The 19,055-nt window shown below is 63.8% G+C and carries 19 protein-coding genes and 1 tRNA gene; 8 read left to right on the plus strand and 12 right to left on the minus strand.

Features of this window, described 5'->3' with window-relative positions:
• Window positions 1-37: 37 nt before the first annotated feature.
• Both lipA and AC4GYS_RS09395 read left to right on the plus strand, forming a co-directional pair.
• On the plus strand, window positions 38-964 hold the full coding sequence (gene lipA, locus AC4GYS_RS09390; RefSeq protein ID WP_491108820.1) for a lipoyl synthase: 927 nt from the start codon (window positions 38-40) through the stop codon (window positions 962-964).
• A gap of 8 nt (window positions 965-972) precedes the next feature.
• Window positions 973-1,419 (plus strand): type II toxin-antitoxin system RatA family toxin, encoded by a 447-nt coding sequence (locus AC4GYS_RS09395; RefSeq protein ID WP_491108821.1) that lies wholly within the window; start codon window positions 973-975, stop codon window positions 1,417-1,419.
• On the opposite strand, the gene AC4GYS_RS09400 is transcribed toward AC4GYS_RS09395, so the two are convergent.
• Both AC4GYS_RS09400 and AC4GYS_RS09405 read right to left on the minus strand, forming a co-directional pair.
• On the minus strand, window positions 1,395-1,919 hold the full coding sequence (locus AC4GYS_RS09400) for a CinA family protein (protein ID WP_491108822.1): 525 nt from the start codon (window positions 1,917-1,919) through the stop codon (window positions 1,395-1,397). The genes AC4GYS_RS09395 and AC4GYS_RS09400 overlap by 25 nt on opposite strands.
• Window positions 1,919-3,058, minus strand: a complete 1,140-nt coding sequence (locus tag AC4GYS_RS09405; RefSeq protein ID WP_491108823.1) for a bifunctional 2-C-methyl-D-erythritol 4-phosphate cytidylyltransferase/2-C-methyl-D-erythritol 2,4-cyclodiphosphate synthase — start codon at window positions 3,056-3,058, stop codon at window positions 1,919-1,921. The genes AC4GYS_RS09400 and AC4GYS_RS09405 overlap by 1 nt, the downstream gene beginning before the upstream one ends.
• Window positions 3,059-3,111: 53 nt before the next feature.
• Between AC4GYS_RS09405 and dusB the strand changes: the two genes are divergently transcribed.
• Genes dusB through hflX form a run of 5 tightly spaced genes read left to right on the plus strand, consistent with a single transcriptional unit; the run spans window position 3,112 to window position 9,684 of the window.
• Window positions 3,112-4,107, plus strand: coding sequence for a tRNA dihydrouridine synthase DusB (dusB, locus tag AC4GYS_RS09410; RefSeq protein ID WP_491108824.1), 996 nt, complete (start codon window positions 3,112-3,114; stop codon window positions 4,105-4,107).
• A 47-nt stretch (window positions 4,108-4,154) separates the two neighbouring features.
• Entirely contained in the window at window positions 4,155-6,464 is a 2,310-nt protein-coding gene (locus AC4GYS_RS09415) for a sensor histidine kinase (protein WP_491108825.1), read from the plus strand.
• A 26-nt stretch (window positions 6,465-6,490) separates the two neighbouring features.
• On the plus strand, window positions 6,491-7,876 hold the full coding sequence (gene ntrX / locus AC4GYS_RS09420; RefSeq protein ID WP_491108826.1) for a nitrogen assimilation response regulator NtrX: 1,386 nt from the start codon (window positions 6,491-6,493) through the stop codon (window positions 7,874-7,876).
• 21 nt (window positions 7,877-7,897) lie between these two features.
• Window positions 7,898-8,389: an RNA chaperone Hfq gene (gene hfq / locus AC4GYS_RS09425; RefSeq protein ID WP_491108827.1), complete on the plus strand. Its 492-nt coding sequence runs from the start codon at window positions 7,898-7,900 to the stop codon at window positions 8,387-8,389.
• Window positions 8,386-9,684, plus strand: coding sequence for a GTPase HflX (gene hflX, locus AC4GYS_RS09430; protein ID WP_491108828.1), 1,299 nt, complete (start codon window positions 8,386-8,388; stop codon window positions 9,682-9,684). Before hfq ends, hflX begins: the two co-directional genes overlap by 4 nt.
• On the opposite strand, the gene mazG is transcribed toward hflX, so the two are convergent.
• From mazG to AC4GYS_RS09480, 10 genes are all read right to left on the minus strand, one after another.
• Window positions 9,672-10,385, minus strand: coding sequence for a nucleoside triphosphate pyrophosphohydrolase (gene mazG / locus AC4GYS_RS09435; RefSeq protein WP_491109394.1), 714 nt, complete (start codon window positions 10,383-10,385; stop codon window positions 9,672-9,674). The genes hflX and mazG overlap by 13 nt on opposite strands.
• 199 nt (window positions 10,386-10,584) lie before the next feature.
• Window positions 10,585-11,172: a retropepsin-like aspartic protease family protein gene (locus AC4GYS_RS09440; RefSeq protein WP_491108829.1), complete on the minus strand. Its 588-nt coding sequence runs from the start codon at window positions 11,170-11,172 to the stop codon at window positions 10,585-10,587.
• A gap of 22 nt (window positions 11,173-11,194) precedes the next feature.
• Window positions 11,195-11,788, minus strand: coding sequence for a retropepsin-like aspartic protease family protein (locus AC4GYS_RS09445; RefSeq protein WP_491108830.1), 594 nt, complete (start codon window positions 11,786-11,788; stop codon window positions 11,195-11,197).
• Entirely contained in the window at window positions 11,788-12,552 is a 765-nt protein-coding gene (locus tag AC4GYS_RS09450; protein WP_491108831.1) for an MBL fold metallo-hydrolase, read from the minus strand. The genes AC4GYS_RS09445 and AC4GYS_RS09450 overlap by 1 nt, the downstream gene beginning before the upstream one ends.
• Window positions 12,549-13,319 (minus strand): TatD family hydrolase, encoded by a 771-nt coding sequence (locus tag AC4GYS_RS09455; protein WP_491108832.1) that lies wholly within the window; start codon window positions 13,317-13,319, stop codon window positions 12,549-12,551. The genes AC4GYS_RS09450 and AC4GYS_RS09455 overlap by 4 nt, the downstream gene beginning before the upstream one ends.
• Window positions 13,316-14,812: a methionine--tRNA ligase gene (gene metG / locus AC4GYS_RS09460; RefSeq protein ID WP_491108833.1), complete on the minus strand. Its 1,497-nt coding sequence runs from the start codon at window positions 14,810-14,812 to the stop codon at window positions 13,316-13,318. The genes AC4GYS_RS09455 and metG overlap by 4 nt, the downstream gene beginning before the upstream one ends.
• Window positions 14,813-14,822: 10 nt before the next feature.
• Window positions 14,823-15,803, minus strand: a complete 981-nt coding sequence (locus tag AC4GYS_RS09465; RefSeq protein WP_491108834.1) for a DNA polymerase III subunit delta' — start codon at window positions 15,801-15,803, stop codon at window positions 14,823-14,825.
• Window positions 15,800-16,420 (minus strand): dTMP kinase, encoded by a 621-nt coding sequence (gene tmk / locus AC4GYS_RS09470; RefSeq protein ID WP_491108835.1) that lies wholly within the window; start codon window positions 16,418-16,420, stop codon window positions 15,800-15,802. Before tmk ends, AC4GYS_RS09465 begins: the two co-directional genes overlap by 4 nt.
• 4 nt (window positions 16,421-16,424) lie before the next feature.
• The gene (locus AC4GYS_RS09475) at window positions 16,425-17,603 is read right to left on the minus strand and encodes a D-alanyl-D-alanine carboxypeptidase family protein (RefSeq protein WP_491108836.1); all 1,179 of its coding nucleotides are present in this window, start codon (window positions 17,601-17,603) and stop codon (window positions 16,425-16,427) included.
• A 79-nt stretch (window positions 17,604-17,682) separates the two neighbouring features.
• Window positions 17,683-18,840, minus strand: coding sequence for a lytic murein transglycosylase (locus AC4GYS_RS09480; protein WP_491108837.1), 1,158 nt, complete (start codon window positions 18,838-18,840; stop codon window positions 17,683-17,685).
• A gap of 114 nt (window positions 18,841-18,954) precedes the next feature.
• Between AC4GYS_RS09480 and AC4GYS_RS09485 the strand changes: the two genes are divergently transcribed.
• A tRNA-Ser gene (locus AC4GYS_RS09485) sits at window positions 18,955-19,044 on the plus strand.
• The last annotated feature ends 11 nt before the right edge of the window (window positions 19,045-19,055 follow it).

Genomic DNA, 19,055 nt, shown 5'->3' on the forward strand with positions numbered 1-19,055 from the left:
GTGGCATCGGCCGCCCCCACTCGCTATCTGCGCGGGCATGAACGCCCCCGTCAGCGTCCCCAAACCGCCACGCGCTCGCAAGCCCGACTGGATTCGGGTCAAGGCGCCGACCAGTCACGGCTACGCGGAAACCCGCAAGCTGATGCGCTCCCTGAACCTCGCCACCGTTTGCGAGGAGGCGGCCTGTCCCAATATCGGTGAGTGCTGGACCAAAAAACACGCGACCGTGATGATCCTGGGTGACACCTGCACCCGGGCCTGCGCCTTCTGCAACGTGAAGACCGGCATGCCGCGCGCGGTGGATGTGCTGGAGCCAGAGCATGTCGCCACCGCTGCGGCCGAGCTGGGGCTGGAGCATATTGTCGTCACTTCGGTCGACCGCGACGATCTTCCGGACGGCGGGGCGTCTCAGTTCGTGAAGGTGATCCAGGCGCTGCGCCGGTTGACCCCCAAGACCACGATCGAGATTCTCACTCCCGACTTTCGAAACAAGTCGGAAGCGGCCGTAAGCGCCATCGTCGAGGCCGGGCCGGACGTCTATAATCACAATCTGGAGACCGTGCCGCGGCTCTATCCGACGATCCGCCCGGGTGCGCGCTATTATGCTTCGCTGCGCCTGTTGGAGAGCGTCAAGCGGCAGGCACCGCATATCTTTACCAAGTCGGGCGTCATGGTCGGCCTGGGTGAGCAGCGACTGGAAGTGCACCAGGTGATGGACGACATGCGCTCGGCCGGGATCGATTTTCTGACCATGGGCCAGTACCTTCAGCCGACCCCGCGCCATGCGACGGTTGAGGAGTTCGTCACCCCCGATGCGTTCAAGGCGTATGCCGCGATCGCCCGAGCGAAGGGCTTCCTGCTCGTCGCAGCGTCTCCGCTGACCCGGTCGAGCTATCACGCGGGGGACGATTTCAAGAAGATGCAGACGGCCCGCGCGGAGCAGTTGGCGAAGGCGGCTCGTTAATCCGATCCATGCCGCGTCACTCCGAAACCAAGCATCTTCCCTATACGCCCGACCAGCTGTTCGAGCTGGTCGCGGACGTGAAGCGCTATGACGAATTCCTGCCGTGGGTCACGGCCGTCCGGATCCGTTCCTCTTCGGAGGAGATGCTGGTGGCGGACCTTATCGTCGGCTTCAATGCCTTCAAGGAGCGGTTCACCAGCCGGGTCAGCAAGGAGCGGCCGGGGCGAATCGTCGTCGACTATATCGAAGGACCATTGAAATATCTTCATAACGAGTGGCAGTTCGAACCCGCGCCGGACGGAGGGACGAACCTGCACTTCTCGGTCGACTTCGCCTTCAAGTCGCGCATCTTCGAAACGCTGGCCGGGGCGATGTTTGATCGCGCCCTGCGCAAGATGATCGGCGCGTTCGAGGCCAGGGCAGCAAAGCTCTACGGAGTGCCGGCTTCGGCTTGAGGCAGCAGCAGATCCAACGCACACAGGGCCGCTTCCAGCCGGATGCCCGCGCGGCCCGCGTCGGCATCGAACTGCTTGCTGTCGGCTACGACCTGGTCGGGGTCTTCGTCTCGCTCGGCGCGCGCGAAAACGACCGTTCCAACCGGTTTAGTCGCCGATCCGCCGCCCGGGCCGGCGATGCCGGTGATCGCTACTGCAACATCGGCGCCTGACGCCTCCAGCGCGCCCTTGGCCATTGCCCATGCGGTCGCGACGCTGACCGCGCCGAAGGTCCCGACGACGTCCTGGTTCACTCGCAACGCGGTCATCTTCGCCTCGTTGGAATAGGTGACATAGCCGGCCAGAAACACGTCGGAAGAACCTGCAATCTCCGTCAGTGCGGCGCTGACGAGGCCGCCCGTACAGCTTTCCGCCACCGCCACGGTCCGCCCTGCAGCGCGATTGGCCTCAATTACCTGGCGGGCTTTGTCGACAAGCACTTCGGGCAGAAGATTTTCCATCAATCTTGCTCCATGCGGATCGTTGCGACCGCTTGCGCGGCAATGCCTTCCCCGCGACCGGTGAACCCCAAACGCTCGGTGGTGGTCGCCTTGATGCTCACCTGACCAGGCGAGAGTTCCAGGATCTCCGCAACCCGCGCCTGCATCGCGGTCCGGTGCGGCCCGACCTTCGGCGCTTCGCAGATCACCGTGCAGTCGACGTGGTCGATAACGCCGCCTGACTCACGGATAAGGCGCGCGGCGTGGGTAAGGAAGATGTCGGAATTGGCGCCTTTCCACTGCGGGTCGGAAGGCGGGAAGTGCTGGCCGATATCGCCGAGGCCGGCCGCCCCCAGCAGCGCGTCGGTGATCGCGTGTAGCACCACGTCCGCATCGCTGTGGCCGGCGAGCCCCTGCGGATGATCGATGCTGATCCCGCCCATCACGAGCGGTCCGGGCCCCTCGAAAGCATGGACGTCGAAGCCCATGCCGGTCCGACTGACAAGCTTCGATCCGAGCAACATTTCCATTCGTTTCCAATCGTCTTCGCCGGTGATCTTCGACAATAGCTCAGATCCCGGAACCGTCGCGACCTTCAGCCCGGCAGATTGCATCACGGACGATTCATCGGTCGCCAGGCGGCTGCCGGCCTCGTCCAGCGCGAATAAGAGGTCTTCGACATGAAAAGCCTGTGGCGTCTGCACGCGCAGCAGGTTGGCGCGGTCCACCAGCCCGCGCAGCTCGCGGTCTCCAGTGGCGAGAGTGTCCGCGACCGGCAGCACAGGCACCGCGCCATCGGCATCTCCCAGGGCGTCGAGCAACGCATCGATCACGACCGGCGGGCAGAAGGGGCGGGCGGCATCGTGGATGAGCACGATGCCCTCTGGTACCGCCGCCAGCCCGTTGCAAACGCTTTCCGCCCGCTCGGCGCCGCCGGTGATCGGCAGCCCCACGTCCAGGCCCATCAGCGCACTGCGGGCGAGTTCTTCCTGGCCGGCGCCGATCACGACGCGCACCGCGTCGATCCGCGGATGACCGATCAACGCCTCCACGGCCCGTCTCAGCACCGGCTTGCCGCCGAGCGAGCGATATTGCTTGGGCACGCCGCCGCCCAGGCGCTGGCCGCTGCCGGCGGCGACAATAAGGGCGGTGACCGTCATGGCCGCGCGCCTTGCCCCTGATCGCCCACTTCTGTAAAGGCACGCGCACTCCCATGACCTCGTACAAGCCCATCACGATCGGTCCGGTCCGCATCGACGCGCCCGTTATCCTGGCGCCGATGACCGGCGTCACCGACTTGCCCTTCCGGCGCGTCGTCAAGCGCTACGGCGCCGGGCTGACGGTGAGCGAGATGATCGCCAGCCAGGCCATGATCCGGGAAACGCGCCAAAGCCTTCAGAAGGCGGCGTGGGACCCGGCGGAGGAACCGGTGAGCCTGCAATTGGCCGGCTGCACCCCGCTGGAAATGGCCGAAGCCGCCAAACTGAACGAGCAGCGCGGCGCCGCCATCATCGACATCAACATGGGCTGCCCCGTGAAGAAGGTCGTCAACGGAGATGCCGGGTCGGCCCTTATGCGCGATCTCCCGCTGGCAGCCTCGATCATCGAGGCGACGGTAAAGGCGGTGTCGGTCCCGGTAACCGTGAAGATGCGGATGGGCTGGGACCACGCCAGCCTCAACGCGCCCGAGCTTGCCCGCATCGCCGAGGACCTGGGCGCTCGGATGATCACCGTCCACGGCCGCACCCGCAACCAGATGTACAAGGGCTCGGCCGACTGGAGCTTCGTCGCCCGGGTGAAGGAAGCCGTCAGCCTGCCGGTGATCGTCAACGGCGACATCTGCAGTCAGGAGGATGCGCGCGAAGCACTTCGCCAATCGGGCGCGGACGGCGTGATGGTCGGCCGCGGCGCCTATGGGAAGCCATGGCTGCTGGGCCAGATCATGGCCGATCTTGCCGGCGGCGCCAGGCCGGATCCCAGCATGGACGAGCAATTGTCCGTGATCCTCGAGCAATATGACGCCATGCAATCGCTCTACGGCACCCAGACCGGCGTGAACCTCGCCCGCAAGCACATCGGCTGGTACACCAAGGGCCTGACCGGCTCGGCCGAATTCCGCAATCGGGTCAATACGCAGGACGATCCCAAGGTGGTCACTGCCATGCTGCGGGAATTCTACGCGCCGTGGCTGAGCGCCGTCGCGGCGTAAAAAGTTAAGACTAGCCGCAACAACTGTGTTCTTCGTGCAACGGAGCCGTGCTACGGCTTTTCCTGATGGACGCCCGCGCCTCCGGTTCGAACCTGCCTGACCAGCCGCCCAGCCTGCGCCGCTGGCTTGCGGCGGAGCGGGCGAACGGGCGGTTTTACCGGGTCGCAGAGCTGGTCACCGCCGGCATCCTGATCGTCATGCTGATCAGCAGTTTCTCGGTGCTCAAGGGCGGCGATCCCAGCTCGATGCTGTCGCCGCCGCTGATTGCGCTGCTGCTGGTTGCGAATCTCATTCCCGCCATCGTGCTGATGGTTCTGGTCAGCCGTCGGCTGGCGATGAAGCGGGCGGAGGAGGGCGGGCTTGGCACGGGGATGCTGCACACCAGGCTGGTGGCGCTATTCTCAGTCATCGCGGCGGTGCCGACCGTCCTGGTCGCGATCTTTGCGTCCTTCCTGTTCCAGTCGGCGCTCAGCTTCTGGTTCTCGGACAAGGCGCGGGGAATGCTGGAAAACAGCGTTCAGCTGGCGCAGAGTACTTACCAGCAAGAAGCTCGACGCGTCCAAGGTGAAACATTGGCGATGAGCCAGGACGTCGCGGGATATCTGCAGCAGATCCCGATCAGCGATCCACGGTTCGTCGATGCGTTTGGCCGGGTGCAGGTCTATCAGCGGGAATTGTCTGAAGCGATCATCTTTCGCGTAGGCGAAGACGGGAACATCCTCACCGAAGTGCTGGTCAATCCCTACGAGCGGGACCTTGCGCGCGTAATCACACCAGACAAAATCAAGCTGCTCAATCAATCCAACCAGGTGGTCGAAGTCAGCTCGAACGATCGAGTGGGTGCGCTGACCAGGCTGGATTATGGCCCCGCGACCTACATTTATGCTGCGCGCGTGTTTGATCCTGAATTCCGGCAGCAGATGTCCCGCGCCGGAGACGTGTTGAGCGACTATCAGGACCTGATCGAGCGCAGCCGGCTCAACCAACTTCGCTTCAATGCCGCCCTGCTCCTTGGCGCGCTGATCATCGTCGGACTGGCGATCTTCGTCGCACTGCGCCTGGCCGACCGCCTCGTCCGTCCGGTCGGCGAACTGGTGAATGCCGCTGGCCGCGTGGAGGAGGGCGACTTCACCACCCGGGTGCCGATTACAAAGTCGGACGACGAGATCGGCGTGCTCGCCGCCGCGTTCAACCGCATGACGGGCCGGCTCGAGGAACAGACCGGGGCCTTGCGCGCAGCCAATACGCAGCTCGACACCCGCCGCGCATTCATTGAGGCCGTGCTGGGCAGCGTCACGGCCGGAGTGCTGGCGTTGGACCTCGACCGGCGGGTCTTGCTGATCAATCGTTCAGCCAGCACCTTGCTGCAGCACGATGGGGAAAGCGCCGAAGGTCGCTGCTTGCTCGACCTGTCACCGGAGCTCGAAGAGTTCCTGCTCGGCGAAAAGCGCGAGGCCGACGTGCTGGTGCAGTCCGAACATGGGCAGCGCACCCTGGCGGTCAAGCGAGTGCGATACTCGGACGGTTATGTGCTGACCTTCGACGATATCACGGACCAGCTGGCCGACCAGCGCCGTGCAGCCTGGTCGGACATCGCGCGCCGCATCGCGCATGAGATCAAAAACCCGCTGACCCCCATTCAGCTCGCCGCCGAACGACTTCAGCGCCGCTACGGCAAGGAAGTGCAAAGCGATCCGGAGACCTTCGGCCGCCTGACCGAAACCATTGTCCGCCAGGTTGGCGACCTGCGCCGGATGGTCGATGAATTCTCCAACTTCGCACGCATGCCCAAGCCGGTCTTCCGCGAGGAGAATGTGCACGACATCGCAAGGACCTCCCTGTTCCTGCACGAGGTGGCCCATCCGGGAGTCAGCTTCAGTCTCGATCCACCGACCGGTGACATCCGGATGATTTGCGACCGGCGGCAGCTGTCCCAGGCGCTGACGAACGTGGTCAAGAACGCGGTCGAAGCGATCGAGGCGCGGCGCAATCGCGGCGAGCATAATTTTGAAGGGGACCGGGTCGGGCTCGCCCTCCGCGATAGCGAGACGCAGCTGGTAATCGACGTCACCGACACCGGCATTGGCCTGCCGGAGGAGCGGGACCGGCTGACCGAGCCTTATATGACCACCCGGGTGCGGGGGACTGGGCTGGGCCTCGCGATCGTCAAGAAGATCGTCGAGGAGCATGGCGGCGAGATCGCTTTTCTCGATCGGTCCGGTGGGGGCACTCATGTGCGGATCGCGTTCGACAAGAGCCGCCTCGCCACCCTGGCGGCGAGCATGGAGCAGGAGGAGGGAGCCGGCGATGAACTCACCGTGCTTCCGAAGCGCCCGGATGATTCCGAACATGCCTGACCTGATGAAACAAGGAGCCTGATCGAATGGCATTGGAAGTGCTGGTCGTCGACGACGAAGCCGACATCCGCGAGCTGGTCGCTGGCGTGCTGGAGGATGAAGGCTATGCCGTTCGCGCAGCCGGCAACAGCACCGACGCGCTGGAAGCGATCGAGGAGCGGCGGCCTAGCCTGGTCCTGCTCGACGTATGGCTGCAGGGCTCCCGCCTCGACGGTCTGCAACTGCTGGAGGAGGTCAAGCGGCGGGATCCGACGCTGCCGGTGCTCATGATCTCGGGCCATGGGAATCTCGACACTGCGGTCGCGGCGATTCGCGAGGGCGCCATCGACTTCATCGAAAAGCCGTTTCAGGCCGAACGGCTGTTGCATCTCGTCGGCCGCTCGACCGAAACCGATCGGCTGCGTCGGGAAAACGCAACCCTGCGGGAGCGGGCAGGGCACGACGAACAGCTGAACGGGTCTTCCGTCGCCATCAACACGGTGCGGGCCACGCTTAAGCGGGTCGCGCCGACCGGGAGTCGCGTCCTGATCACCGGGCCGGCGGGGGTGGGCAAGGAGATTGCCGCCCGCACCATCCATGGCTGGAGCACCCGCGCTTCCGGTCCCTTCATCGTCGTCTCTGCCGCCATGATGGAGCCGGAGCGGGTCGAAGAAGAATTGTTCGGCAGCGAGACGGATGGGGTCGCCCGGCCCGGCCTACTGGAACAAGCCCATGGAGGTACGCTCTTTCTCGATGAAATCGCGGACATGCCGCTCACGACGCAGGGCAAGATCCTGCGGGTGCTCACCGACCAGAGCTTCACGCGGGTCGGCGGCGCCCGTCCGGTCAAGGTCGATGTTCGGGTCCTGTCCGCCACCGCTCGGAACCTCAGCGAGGAAATTGCCAACGGGCGCTTCCGCGAAGACCTGTTCTACCGCCTGAACGTGGTTCCGGTCCGCATTCCGCCGTTGCGGGAGCGGCGGGAGGACATTCCGGAGATCGCCAACCATTTCCTCGCCCGCTTTGCCGCGGAACGGCGAGTGCCCGCACCCGGCCTGTCCGACGAGGCGCTGGCCGCGCTGCAGGCACACGACTGGCCCGGGAACGTCCGTCAACTGCGCAACATCATGGAACGGACGATGATCCTTGCTCCGACCGAGCGGCTTGCCCGCATCGAGGTCGATCTGTTGCCGCCGGAGGTGCTCGACAGCGGCGGGTCGAGCGGGATCAACAACACGACCCTTTCGATCATGGGCTCACCGTTGCGGGAAGCGCGGGAAAGTTTCGAGCGCGAATACCTTCGGGTGCAGATCCGCCGTTTCTCGGGCAACATCTCGCGCACCGCTTCGTTTATCGGGATGGAACGATCGGCGCTGCATCGGAAGCTCAAGGCGCTCGGCCTTGGGGAAAAGGGTCCGGCCGGCGACGAATGATAAAAAGAAGGCACGACAAGATTGCCCGATAAAACACTGAGTTTGCAGGATCATTTCTTAAACAGCCTCCGTCGCTCTCGCACTCCGGTGACCATTTTTCTGGTCAAGGGCGTGAAGCTTCAGGGCGTGATCACATGGTTCGATGCCTTTTCGCTGCTGCTTCGGCGCGAAGGGGTAAGCCAGTTGATCTACAAACATGCCATGTCGACGATCATGCCGGCCGACGCGCCGGCCGATCTCGACCTCGCACTGTTCCAAGGGGCTGCCGTACAGGCGGGCAGGGCGACCCTGCAGGACCGTTTCCTGGCCGCAGCCATCCGCGAGAACGAGCCCATGACCGTATTCCTGGTGAATGGGGTCATGCTGCAAGGCGAGGTTATGGCGTTCAACCGCTTCTCCATGCTGCTTGGCCGTCGCGGTCAGGTGCAGCTGGTCTACAAGCATGCCGTTTCGACCATGCAGCCCGGCAAGTCTCTGCCGTTGGGTGAGGGCGAAGAGGGCGGTGGCAAGTGAGCACGTTCAACCGCTCGGAAGAGGAGGGGATCACGCGCGGCACCCGCGCCGTGCTGGTGCTGCCCGACCGAAGCAATGACGCCAATGCCCGCACTACCGACGCCCGGCTCGACGAGGCCGAGGGCCTGGCGGAAGCGATCGGGATCGACATCGCTGCACGCCGGGCCTTCCGCATCCGACAACCCCGCCCGTCCACTCTGTTCGGCAAGGGACAGGTCGAAGAAATCGCGGCAATGACAGCCGAGCACGACGCCGCGCTGCTGGTGGTGGACGCTGCCCTGTCGCCCGCCCAGCAAAAGAATCTGGAGGATGGTGCGAAAGCGAAGGTGATCGACCGCACCGGTCTGATCCTCGAGATATTCGGAGAGCGGGCGGCGACAGCCGAAGGTCGGCTGCAGGTCGAGCTCGCACACCTCGATTACCAGGCCGGACGGCTGGTCCGCAGCTGGACCCACCTGGAACGGCAGCGCGGTGGTTTCGGCTTTCTCGGAGGTCCGGGTGAAACGCAGATCGAAGCCGATCGCCGCCTTATCCGTGATCGCATGGCCAAGATCCGCCGCGAACTGGAGCAGGTCCGCCGTACGCGCGGGTTGCATCGTGACCGCCGGCAGCGTGCTCCCTGGCCGGTGATCGCGCTGGTCGGCTATACCAATGCGGGCAAGTCGACCTTGTTCAATCGGCTGACCCGCGCCACGGTCTTCGCCGAAGACCTGCTGTTTGCGACGCTTGATCCCACGATGCGGGACGTGCGTATTCCAGGCTTCGACAAGGCCATTTTGTCAGACACCGTCGGTTTCGTTTCCAACCTGCCCACCGAACTCGTGGCTGCGTTCCGCGCGACGCTGGAAGAGGTGTCCTCCGCAGACCTCATCCTCCATGTCCGCGACATCGCTCATCCGGACAGCGATGCGCAAAAGGCCGATGTCGAAGCCGTGCTGACAGCGCTTGGGCTAGGGGAGGGTGAGGGGCCGCCGCGCCTCGAACTGTGGAACAAGGTCGACCTTCTCGATCCGGCCGAGCGCGCTGCGGTGATCGCCGAGGCCGAACGTCGCTCTGACGTCATTCCCATCTCGGCCGTGACTGGCGAAGGTCTCGACCGGCTGCGGGAGGCGATCGCGGGCCGCTTGCAGGAGGGTGCCTTGATTCACCACGTCCGCTTGACCGCGTCGGAAGGCTCGAAGCTCGCTTGGCTGCACAGCCGTGGCGAAGTTCTCGACACCCGGATGGACGGGGAGAACATCGACATCGACGTGCGCATCAGCTCCGAAAACTGGACCCGCTTTCAAACAATCTGACGCTTCGCAGCCGTCCAGAGCGCCTCTTTTCCATCAAGGTCGAGTTCCGCAAATCCTGGCGCATGCTCGATCGACCGAAACCGCCGTTCGAACTTCAAGTTCGCTTTACGCAAAGCTTGTTCCGGCTCGACCTTCAGGAACCGTGCGAGGTTCACCACGGCGAATAGCAGGTCACCGAGCTCTTCTTCCTGCTCTTCCGGCGTCCCAGCCTGATCGAGCTCACGCAATTCCTCTGCGATCTTAGCGCGAGGGCCGTCCGCGTCCGGCCAATCGAATCCCGTGCGTGCCGCGCGTTTCTGCAGCTTTGCTGCGCGTTCGAGTGCCGGCAGCGCCAGTGCGACCCCCGCGAGAGCACTTTTGTCGTCGGCCTCCGCGCGCTCCACGGCCTTGATCTGCTCCCACAAATGATGACCACCTTCCGAGGCGTCGCCAAAGATATGGGGATGCCTGCGCTCGAGCTTGTCGCTGATACCGTCGAACACCTGCTGCAGGTCAAACAGACCGGCTTCAGCCGCGATTTGCGAATGGAAGACGACCTGCAACGCAAGGTCGCCCAACTCATCGCGAATACCGGATATGTCGTTGCGCTCGATCGCGTCGGCCACCTCATAGGCTTCCTCGATCGTGTAAGGGGCGATTGTGGCAAAGGTCTGGGCGCTGTCCCATTCACAGCCACGGACCGGATCACGAAGCCGCGCCATGATGGCGACGAGCCGGTTCAAGGCAGCCGCAGCATCCGCTCGCTCTCCTTCAGACGGGGGAGACTGGCCATAGGGCGCCGCCGCCGAACCTCGATCATTTCCCGACGCACTCACGCTATCAACCCCCAAGTATGATAATATGCATTATGTAAAGTATGGCATTGTATTTGATCGGGCTTCTCGACCCTCGGGATCGCGGTCATACCTCTAAAATCAGCCAACGGCCTTCTACACCCCAACGGGTCAACGATGAGAGCCAGTTCATGCCCAACACGTTGATGTCGTCGTTGTCAGTGACATAGATCGTCAGGTCGTCGCGCCTGATGCCCTCGACGTCCAGGTTATCGGCCCGCCCCATCGCGACCTTTATCAAGCCGTTGCCGGTACGAACCAACTGCCCACGGTTCGGATCGACACGCAGACCGGTTTGCGCGGCGGTCGTGGCCCCAACCGTGGTCATCGTCGCGCCGCTGTCTATCAAGAAGCGGACCGGCACATCGTTGACCAGCCCTTCGACCCAGAAATGCCCGTCGATCGCCATCGGAACGCGAATCTGCCGTCCGACCGAAACCGGCGCACCGGTGGCTTCCGAGCGCAATCTCTGGGCGACGTAACCAAGGTCGTCGCGAAAGGTGAAGACGACGAACCCTGCGCCGAAGATCGCTAGCCACGCAACGGCCATGGCCAGCGCATTGCCGATCTTGCCGCGCCGGCCAATCAGGCTGCCGGCGACCAACATCATGGCCATCAGGAGATACAGGCTTCCAAGGTGCAGATCGTTCGTCACCGACGAAACTTGGGCACTGGCGTCACGGTTGCAACACCAACGTTCGCCCCTCCGCCCGCCAGCCTTTCAGCGACGACAGAAAATTCATACCGATCACATTCAGACCGCGCTGTTCGGCGATCAATACCGGAAAGTCGTCTCGCGCGACTGAGCCGACGATGAGATTGCTCACGCTACCCCTGCGCATCGTCATCGTGCCGTTGGCCGTCGCCACCTGGGCGACGCGTATCTCCGGCTCGACGTTGGCCCGCCGGGCGATTTCAGCGCTGATCACGGTATAGGATGCACCGCTGTCGACCAGGAACGGAGTCCTGACGCCATTCACCTCCGCCTCGACCCAGAAATGCCCATCCTCCCGCATCGGAATCCGCAGTTCCCCGCCAGCCACCTCAACGGGAGCAGCCGGCGCGCCGATCGCGGCTTCTTTCAGCCGGGCCCCCAGGACGCTCCATTCTCCACGAAAGGCGAAGATCGCAAAGGCGAGCCCAAAGACTGCAACCCAGCCGAGAACCATTTTCAAAGCCTTGCCGAGCGACAAGCGCATGCCGATCAGCGCACTGCCGACCAATATGAGGCAAAGCAGAAGGTAGAGAACGTCGACGCCCGTATCGGTCACTAAAAAGCAATCTCCTGACCATCGACCCCGGGCGCGGCCCAGTCCGGTAGTTCATGGGCAAGGTCGGCATAGTCCATTGAATTATCAAGATGACTGAGGACCAACTGCCCGACTTGTAGCTCCTTGGCCCAGCCCAGGACGGCATCGAGATGCGCGTGGGTCGGATGCGGCCGGCGCCGGAGGCAATCGGCGATCCATACGTCAACGCCCGCATAAAGCGCCGCCATGGCGTCATTCACCTCATGGAAGTCGATTGCGTAGGCGATGCTTCGGCCGTCCTCATCGAAGCGCATCCCGAGGGAGGTCATCTGTCCATGGGGCTGATCGCAGAAGCGCGCGGTCCCTTCGTCGAAGCTCCAGTCACCGTTGATCACTTCGGTGCGGGCGACGGCGGGGTAAAGCGCCGTACCATGGAAAAGATAGCGGAAGCGCCCTTCGAGCCGCTCCAACAGATCAGCCCGCCCGTACACTGGAATTTGGTCGCGGCGGTTATGGGCGAGCTGACGCAGGTCGTCCAAGCCATGACAATGGTCCGCATGATCGTGGGTGATGATCACCCGGTCCACGGTCCCCGCGCTCGCGGCGTTCAGTTGCTCCCGCATGTCGGGCCCGCAGTCGATGAGAATGCGAATGCCGGCGATGTCAACCAGCGCGGCCGCACGGCTGCGCTTGTTGCGGGGGTCGGCCGGATTGCAGGCACCCCAATCATTGCCGATCCGCGGTACCCCCGACGAGGTACCGCAACCCAGAATGCGTAACTTCACGCGTTCGCCTTGGAAAACAAACGAAAGAAATTGGCTGTGGTTTGCGCCGCGAGCGCATCGGGCGTGACGTCACGCAGGTCGGCCAAGAACGCCGCCGTATCCGTGACGAAGGCGGGCTCACAGGTTTTTCCGCGATTTGGCACGGGGGCCAGGAACGGCGCGTCCGTTTCCACCAGCAATTTGTCGTCCGGAACGACTTTCGCGGTTTCCTGCAAATCCCGCGCGTTCTTGAACGTGACGATACCGGACAGCGAAATATAGAATCCGAGTTCTAGCCCTTGCTCCGCCAGCCATCGCGATCCTGTGAAGCAATGGAGTACCCCCGTGACGCCCGGTTCGGACCGAAGGATCTCGGCCGTGTCCTCCTCGGCGTCACGCGTATGAATGATCAGCGGCAGACCGGTTTTCTGGGCCGCTTCGATATGAGCGCGAAAGCGGTCGCGCTGCGCCGCCCGGTCCGATTTGTCATAGTAATAATCAAGCCCGCATTCACCGATCCCGATCACCCTGGGGTGCGCCGCCGCGGCAACCAGAGCATCCGCGCCAAGGTCCGCATGCTGATCAGCCTCGTGCGGGTGAACGCCGATGGATGCCCAAACGTCCGGATTTCGCTCCGCCGCCGCCACGACGTCGTCCCACTCTCGCTGACGGGTCGAAATATTGAGAAAGCCGGCAACGCCTCGCCGCCGTGCGCGATCCAGCACCCCAGCCTCATCCTCGTTGAGGCCGGGGTAATTCAGATGGCAATGGCTATCGATCAGCCTCATTTCGCTTCTGCCAGCTCCAGCCGCGGAAAGACGGGCGTCGGCTGAGCCACCCTCCCCTGTCTTTCTCCCTCCGCGATGTAGCTCAGCAGCTTATGTGCCGAAGCGGGCACGACAGGTTCGACGGCTGCTGTCAGTTGCTTCACCGCGGCTGCCAAGGTCCCCAGCACCTCGCTCATGCGGTCGGGGTCCGTCTTGCGCAGTGCCCAGGGCGCCTGCGCGTCGACATAGGCATTGCACGCAAACACCGCGCCCATCCAGGCCTCGAGCCCGGCAGAGAAGTTCAGCTCGCCAAATTCGCTGGTCATGATGTCGATTGCCGCGGTCACTTGCTGGAGCAGCAGCCGATCATCGCTGGCTGCTCCGATGGCCGGAACAACCCCGTCCAAATTCTTGAAGATCATCGAGAAAGTTCGCTGGGCGAGATTGCCGAAGCTGTTTGCCAGCTCCGCGTTCGTGCGGGTGACGATCGCCTCGTCGGAATAGCTCCCGTCCTGGCCGAAGCTGATCTCCCGCATCAGAAAATAGCGCAGCGCGTCGACCCCGAAGCGATTGGCCAATTCCATCGGATCGACCACGTTGCCGATGCTCTTGGACATTTTTTCGCCGCGCGCGAGCAGGAAGCCGTGGCCGAAAACCTTCTTTGGAAGGGGCAGTCCCGCGCTCATCAAAAAGGCGGGCCAATACACCGCATGGAAGCGCACGATGTCCTTGCCGATCAGGTGCAGGTCGGCTGGCCAATATCGCTTATAATCACCGTCCCGATCGGGGAAGCCGACCCCAGTCATGTAGGCAGTCAGCGCGTCGACCCAAACATACATGACGTGCCCGTCGGAGCCTGGCACCGGAACGCCCCAGTCGAAACTGGTTCGCGATACGCTGAGGTCCTTCAGCCCACCTTCGACGAAGCGCACCACTTCGTTCCGGCGGCTTTCGGGAGCGATGAAACCGGGCTGTTCGGCGTAGAGCTTCAGCAATGGTTCGGCATAGCGCGACAGGCGGAAAAACCAGGTTTCCTCGACGGTCCATTCGACCGGAGTGCCCTGCGGCGACACTTTCCCGCCGGCCTCGTCGGCTACGAGTTCCTTTTCATCGTAAAAGGCTTCGTCGCGAACGGAGTACCAACCTTCATAACGGTCGAGGTAAAGGTCGCCACTGGCCTCCATCGCCTGCCACAAGGCGATGCTCGCACGATGGTGCCGAGGCTCAGTGGTCCGGACGAACTCATCGACACTAATGTTAAGATCGCCGCACATCTGTTGGAAATAGCCCGACATTTCGTTGGCGAATTCCAGCGTGTCCCGGTTTTGGCTGCGCGCGGTCTGGACCATCTTCAGGCCATGCTCGTCCGTGCCGGTCACAAGCCGTACGTCGCGCCCTTGTGCGCGGTGGAAGCGAGCGATGACGTCTGCAGCGATCGCTTCATAGGCATGACCGATGTGGGGACGGCCGTTGGGATAGCTGATGGCAGTGGTAAGGTAGAATGGCTTGGACATCGGTCCCGCCCTACCCGCGCGCTTGCTCTCCGGCAACGGAGGCGAGGATGGTGCCGATCTGAAACATGGTCGCCGAGGGATCAAGCGACAGTCGAGGCGCCAGCGTCGCGGTTTCCCTGGCGCGTTCATAGGCGGACACGGCCCGTTCCCGCCGACTGCCTGACAGCGACAGCGCTTCGCGGGCAATCAGGCTGGGGGCCAATTGCAAAAAGGCTTGGTAACGTGGCGCGGCCGCCTTGAGCGCCAGGCTGGAGGCGAGTTTCATCCGGCGGGCGTTGGTCGGATCGCCCTCTCGCATGATCGCCACAGCCTCCTCTTCCAGCGGCGCCAGGTCGAGTTCCGCGAAATTCGCCGCCTGCCCGACGCTGCCCCCCGCAAGCTGAATGAGGCGCGTGCGCTCCCGTAAAGGAGTGTCCGGCAACGCTTCAGCCAGTGCGGACGTCATGGCGTCATCGTCCAATGTATCGAACGCCAAACGCCGGCAGCGTGAGCGGATTGTTGGCAACAGTCGACCAGGCGCATGGCTGACGAGGAAGAACACCGATTGGCCTGGCGGCTCTTCCAGCATCTTCAGCAGCGCATTGGCCGCGCCTCGCTCCAGGTCGTCGATGCTGTCGATGATGACGGCTCGCCAGTCCGACATGGCCGGGGAGACCGCGAACAGCTCCGATAGCTTGCGGACCTGATCGACGGTGATGCTCCGCCGCAAGGCATCCCCCTTGTCGTTCAGCTGCCGCTCGACAAGGCGAAAGTCGGGATGGCTGCCTGCCGCCATCAGCCTTGCGATTGGATGGTCGGCGGGCGTTTCCAGTCCCGGGAGGCAAACGGCTGGCCCTGCCGAGTTCGCCAGCAGGCGGGTCGCCGCCATCCGGGCGAAGGTAGCCTTCCCCACGCCGCGCGGGCCGGCGAGCAACCATGCATGATGCAGCGTGCCGGACTCCATTGCGCGCCGAAACGCGTGCACAGCCTTGTCCTGACCGACCAATGTCACAACAAATCCTCGATCGCGGCCAGCAGCCTTGCGGTCACGACCTCCGGCGGTCCCGAGGCGTCGATCAACCGCACTCGTCCGGGTTCAAGCCCGGCAATCTGGTGAAATGCCTCTTCCACCTGCTTATGGTAGGAGGCGGGCCGGCTTCCGATCCGGTCCGCGACGCCCACGTCCCGGGCGAGCGCCCGCTCGGCACCTTCCGGGTGGAGCAGGATGAGGGTTCGATCCGGAAACCATTCTCCGATCCCGAAAGCATTGATCCGACGAACATCTTCGATCCCAAGGCCGCCGGCACCGCCCTGATAGGCAAGCGAGCTGTCGATGAAGCGATCCGACAGCACCCAGCTGCCAGCAAGAAGCGCCGGACGCACCACCTTGTCGACGTGGTCGGTCCGCGCGGCCGCGAACAACAGCGCCTCGGCGGGACCGCTCCACCGATCTTCCTCGCCGCCAAGCAGCAGCCCGCGGATTGCCTCGCCGCCTTCACTTCCGCCAGGCTCGCGGGTTTCGACGACATCCAGTCCCCGTGACCGCAATGCCGTCGCCAGTGCACGGACCTGCGTCGATTTACCGACGCCCTCCCCGCCTTCCAGGCTGATGAACCTGCCCCGCTTCAAGGCGTCAGGCCAGGCCGACCAGCTGCTTCAACCCGACCCAGAAGCGGCCGAAGAAACCTGCCTCCTCGACCGCTTCCCCGGCGGCGAGCGGCATGCGCTGCACCGTGCCGTCGGGCATGGTGACAACCAGTTGAGCGACCTCTGCCCCCTGCTTGATCGGGGCCTTGAGCGGACCGTTGTATGCGATCTTCACCCGCGGATCGCCGACCGTCAGACCCGCCGGAAAGGTGAGCGCGATCGCCTTGGGAGCGACCAGCGGCACGGCGGTCTTCGAGCCCAGCTGCACCTGCGCTTCCCCGACCCGTGCCCCCGCTGCATAAAGCGGCCGCGTCTGCCAGGCGTTGAAGCCCCAGTTCATCAGCTTGGTCGATTCGTCGATACGCTGGTTGAAACTGTCCAATCCAGCCACGACCATGATCAGCCGTCGCCCATTTTGTTCGGCCGAACCGGTGAAGCCGTAACCCGCCTCCTCCGTGTGACCGGTCTTCAAGCCGTCCGCACCCGGGATCTTGCCCAGGATCGGATTGCGATTGCCCTGGGTGATCGCCTGCCCGGAGCCCAGCGTCTTGCCCCAGGTGAAACTCGGCTGGCCATAGAATTGCTTGTACAGCTTGGGATGGTTTTCGATGGACGCCCGGGCAAGGGTCGCGAGGTCGCGAGCGGTGGTGTAGGTGCAGCCCTCGTCCGGCCATCCGGTGGAGTTGCAGAACCGGCTGTTGCGCATGCCGAGGCGCTGGGCGAGCGTGTTCATCTGCGCCGCGAAAGCTTGCTCGGTTCCGGCGATGCATTCGGCGAGCACCACGGACGCGTCGTTGCCCGACAAGGTCACGATGCCGTGCAGAAGGTTTTCCACGCTGACCTGCTCATTCGGGCTGAGGAACATGGTCGATCCGGCCTGGGGACCATGCCACTTCTGCCAGGTCGCGGGCTGAACCGTGCACATCTTGTTCAATGGCAGCTTGTTCGCCTTGATGAGTTCGAACGCGACCTCGGTCGTCATCATCTTGGCCATCGACGCCGGCGGCATGCGTCGTTCCGCATCTTTCGCCAGCAGTTCGGCCCCCGACGAAAGATCGAGCAGATAGGCGACGCGGGCCGGCGTTTCGAATGGCGGGGCGGCCGCCGACGCAGCGGAGGCGATCAGGCCGAGGGCGGATGCGGCAAGCAACAGGCGGCGGGTCATGGCGTGGTGGACAGCTCCGTGAGGGTAAGGCCGCCTTCCTAGCGCCGCACCTTCCGACAGGCGAGCGATTTGGTGCCGCTCATCGGCGTGCGATCGCATCCCCGAGCAGCCCCACCGACAAGGCGTACAGGTTCGAACAATTGTAATCGAGAATGGCCCGGTAGTTCTGCGTCAGCAGATAGGCAGTCTGGCCCGGCCCATCGGGTTCCAGCAGGCTCGCCATCTCGCCATCGGGAATGCCGCCGCGAAGCGGGCGCACACCGAGCGCTCGCCACTCACGAAGCGTGAGCCACCGGCTATGCCGGCGATAGACCTGGGGGCAGCGCGGGGCCACCGTCGGATTGCTCACGGCCAGTCGATTGAAACCGGCCGGCACCTGCGCCGGTACCCCCCAGTGGACATTGGGCTTCCACCCGGCGTCGCGCAGGTAGGCGGCAATGGAGGCGAGCGCGTCGATTTCGCTCGCCCAGATGTCCGCTGTTCCGTTGCCATCCCCGTCCGTTGCCAGCCGCAACACGTTGGACGGCATGAATTGGGGGTAGCCGGTCGCCCCAGCCCAACTTCCTTTCAGCTTCCAGCGCGGCGTTCCACGGTCCAGCAGTTTGAGCGAGGCCACGAATTCGTCTTCGAAAAATTGTCGCCGCCGCCCTTCATAGGCCAGCGTTCCCAGTGCCTGCACAAGGTCGAACGTGCCGACGACCCGTCCATAGCTCGTCTCATGGCCATAGATCGCCATCATGATCTGCGGCTCGACCCCCCACCGCCGCTCGATCTGGTAGAGGTAGGGCCACAACCGCGAAAAACGGGCCGCACCGCGATTGATCAGGTCCGCACTGACATGCTTGCGGCGATAGGGCTCGAAGGCAGGGGGCGGCGTCGGCGTGGCCGAGGGCAGCCCGCCCGGTTGTGAGCGATCGAGCTGGATAACGCGGCTATTCAGGGTGAGCGCGGGAATGACCGACTGAACCGTTGCTTCGCGAACGCCACCGGCTCGGGCCAACGCCGCCAGCCGCAGCTTGTATGCATCAAAACCCGACAGCGGGGCCCGTTGGATGACTGCAGTCGGCGGCGTGCCGTAGCGAATGGTGACCGGCGGCTGGTATTGCGGCTGCGACGGAGCGACTCGACGCTCGGGCAGCGGGGCCAATGGATCATTTTGCTGTGCGCTCGCAGGCGTCAGTGCAAGCGCCACGAGACAAGCGCCGCCGATCATCAACTTGGTCCCCACCTTACGCACGCCCTCCCAATCCATCTCTCGACAACGCGTCACGATGCGCAGCGTTCACTCCCGCGCCTTGCACGAGGCACCCGCTAACGACTAGGCGGGGGAAGCTGAATGGAGCCTGCCAGAGGATGGGTGGCCGAGTGGTTTAAGGCAGCGGTCTTGAAAACCGCCGTGCGGGGAACCGTACCGTGGGTTCGAATCCCACCCCATCCGCCAGGGCAATGAGC

The organism is Sphingomonas sp. SP1, assembly GCF_058313395.1.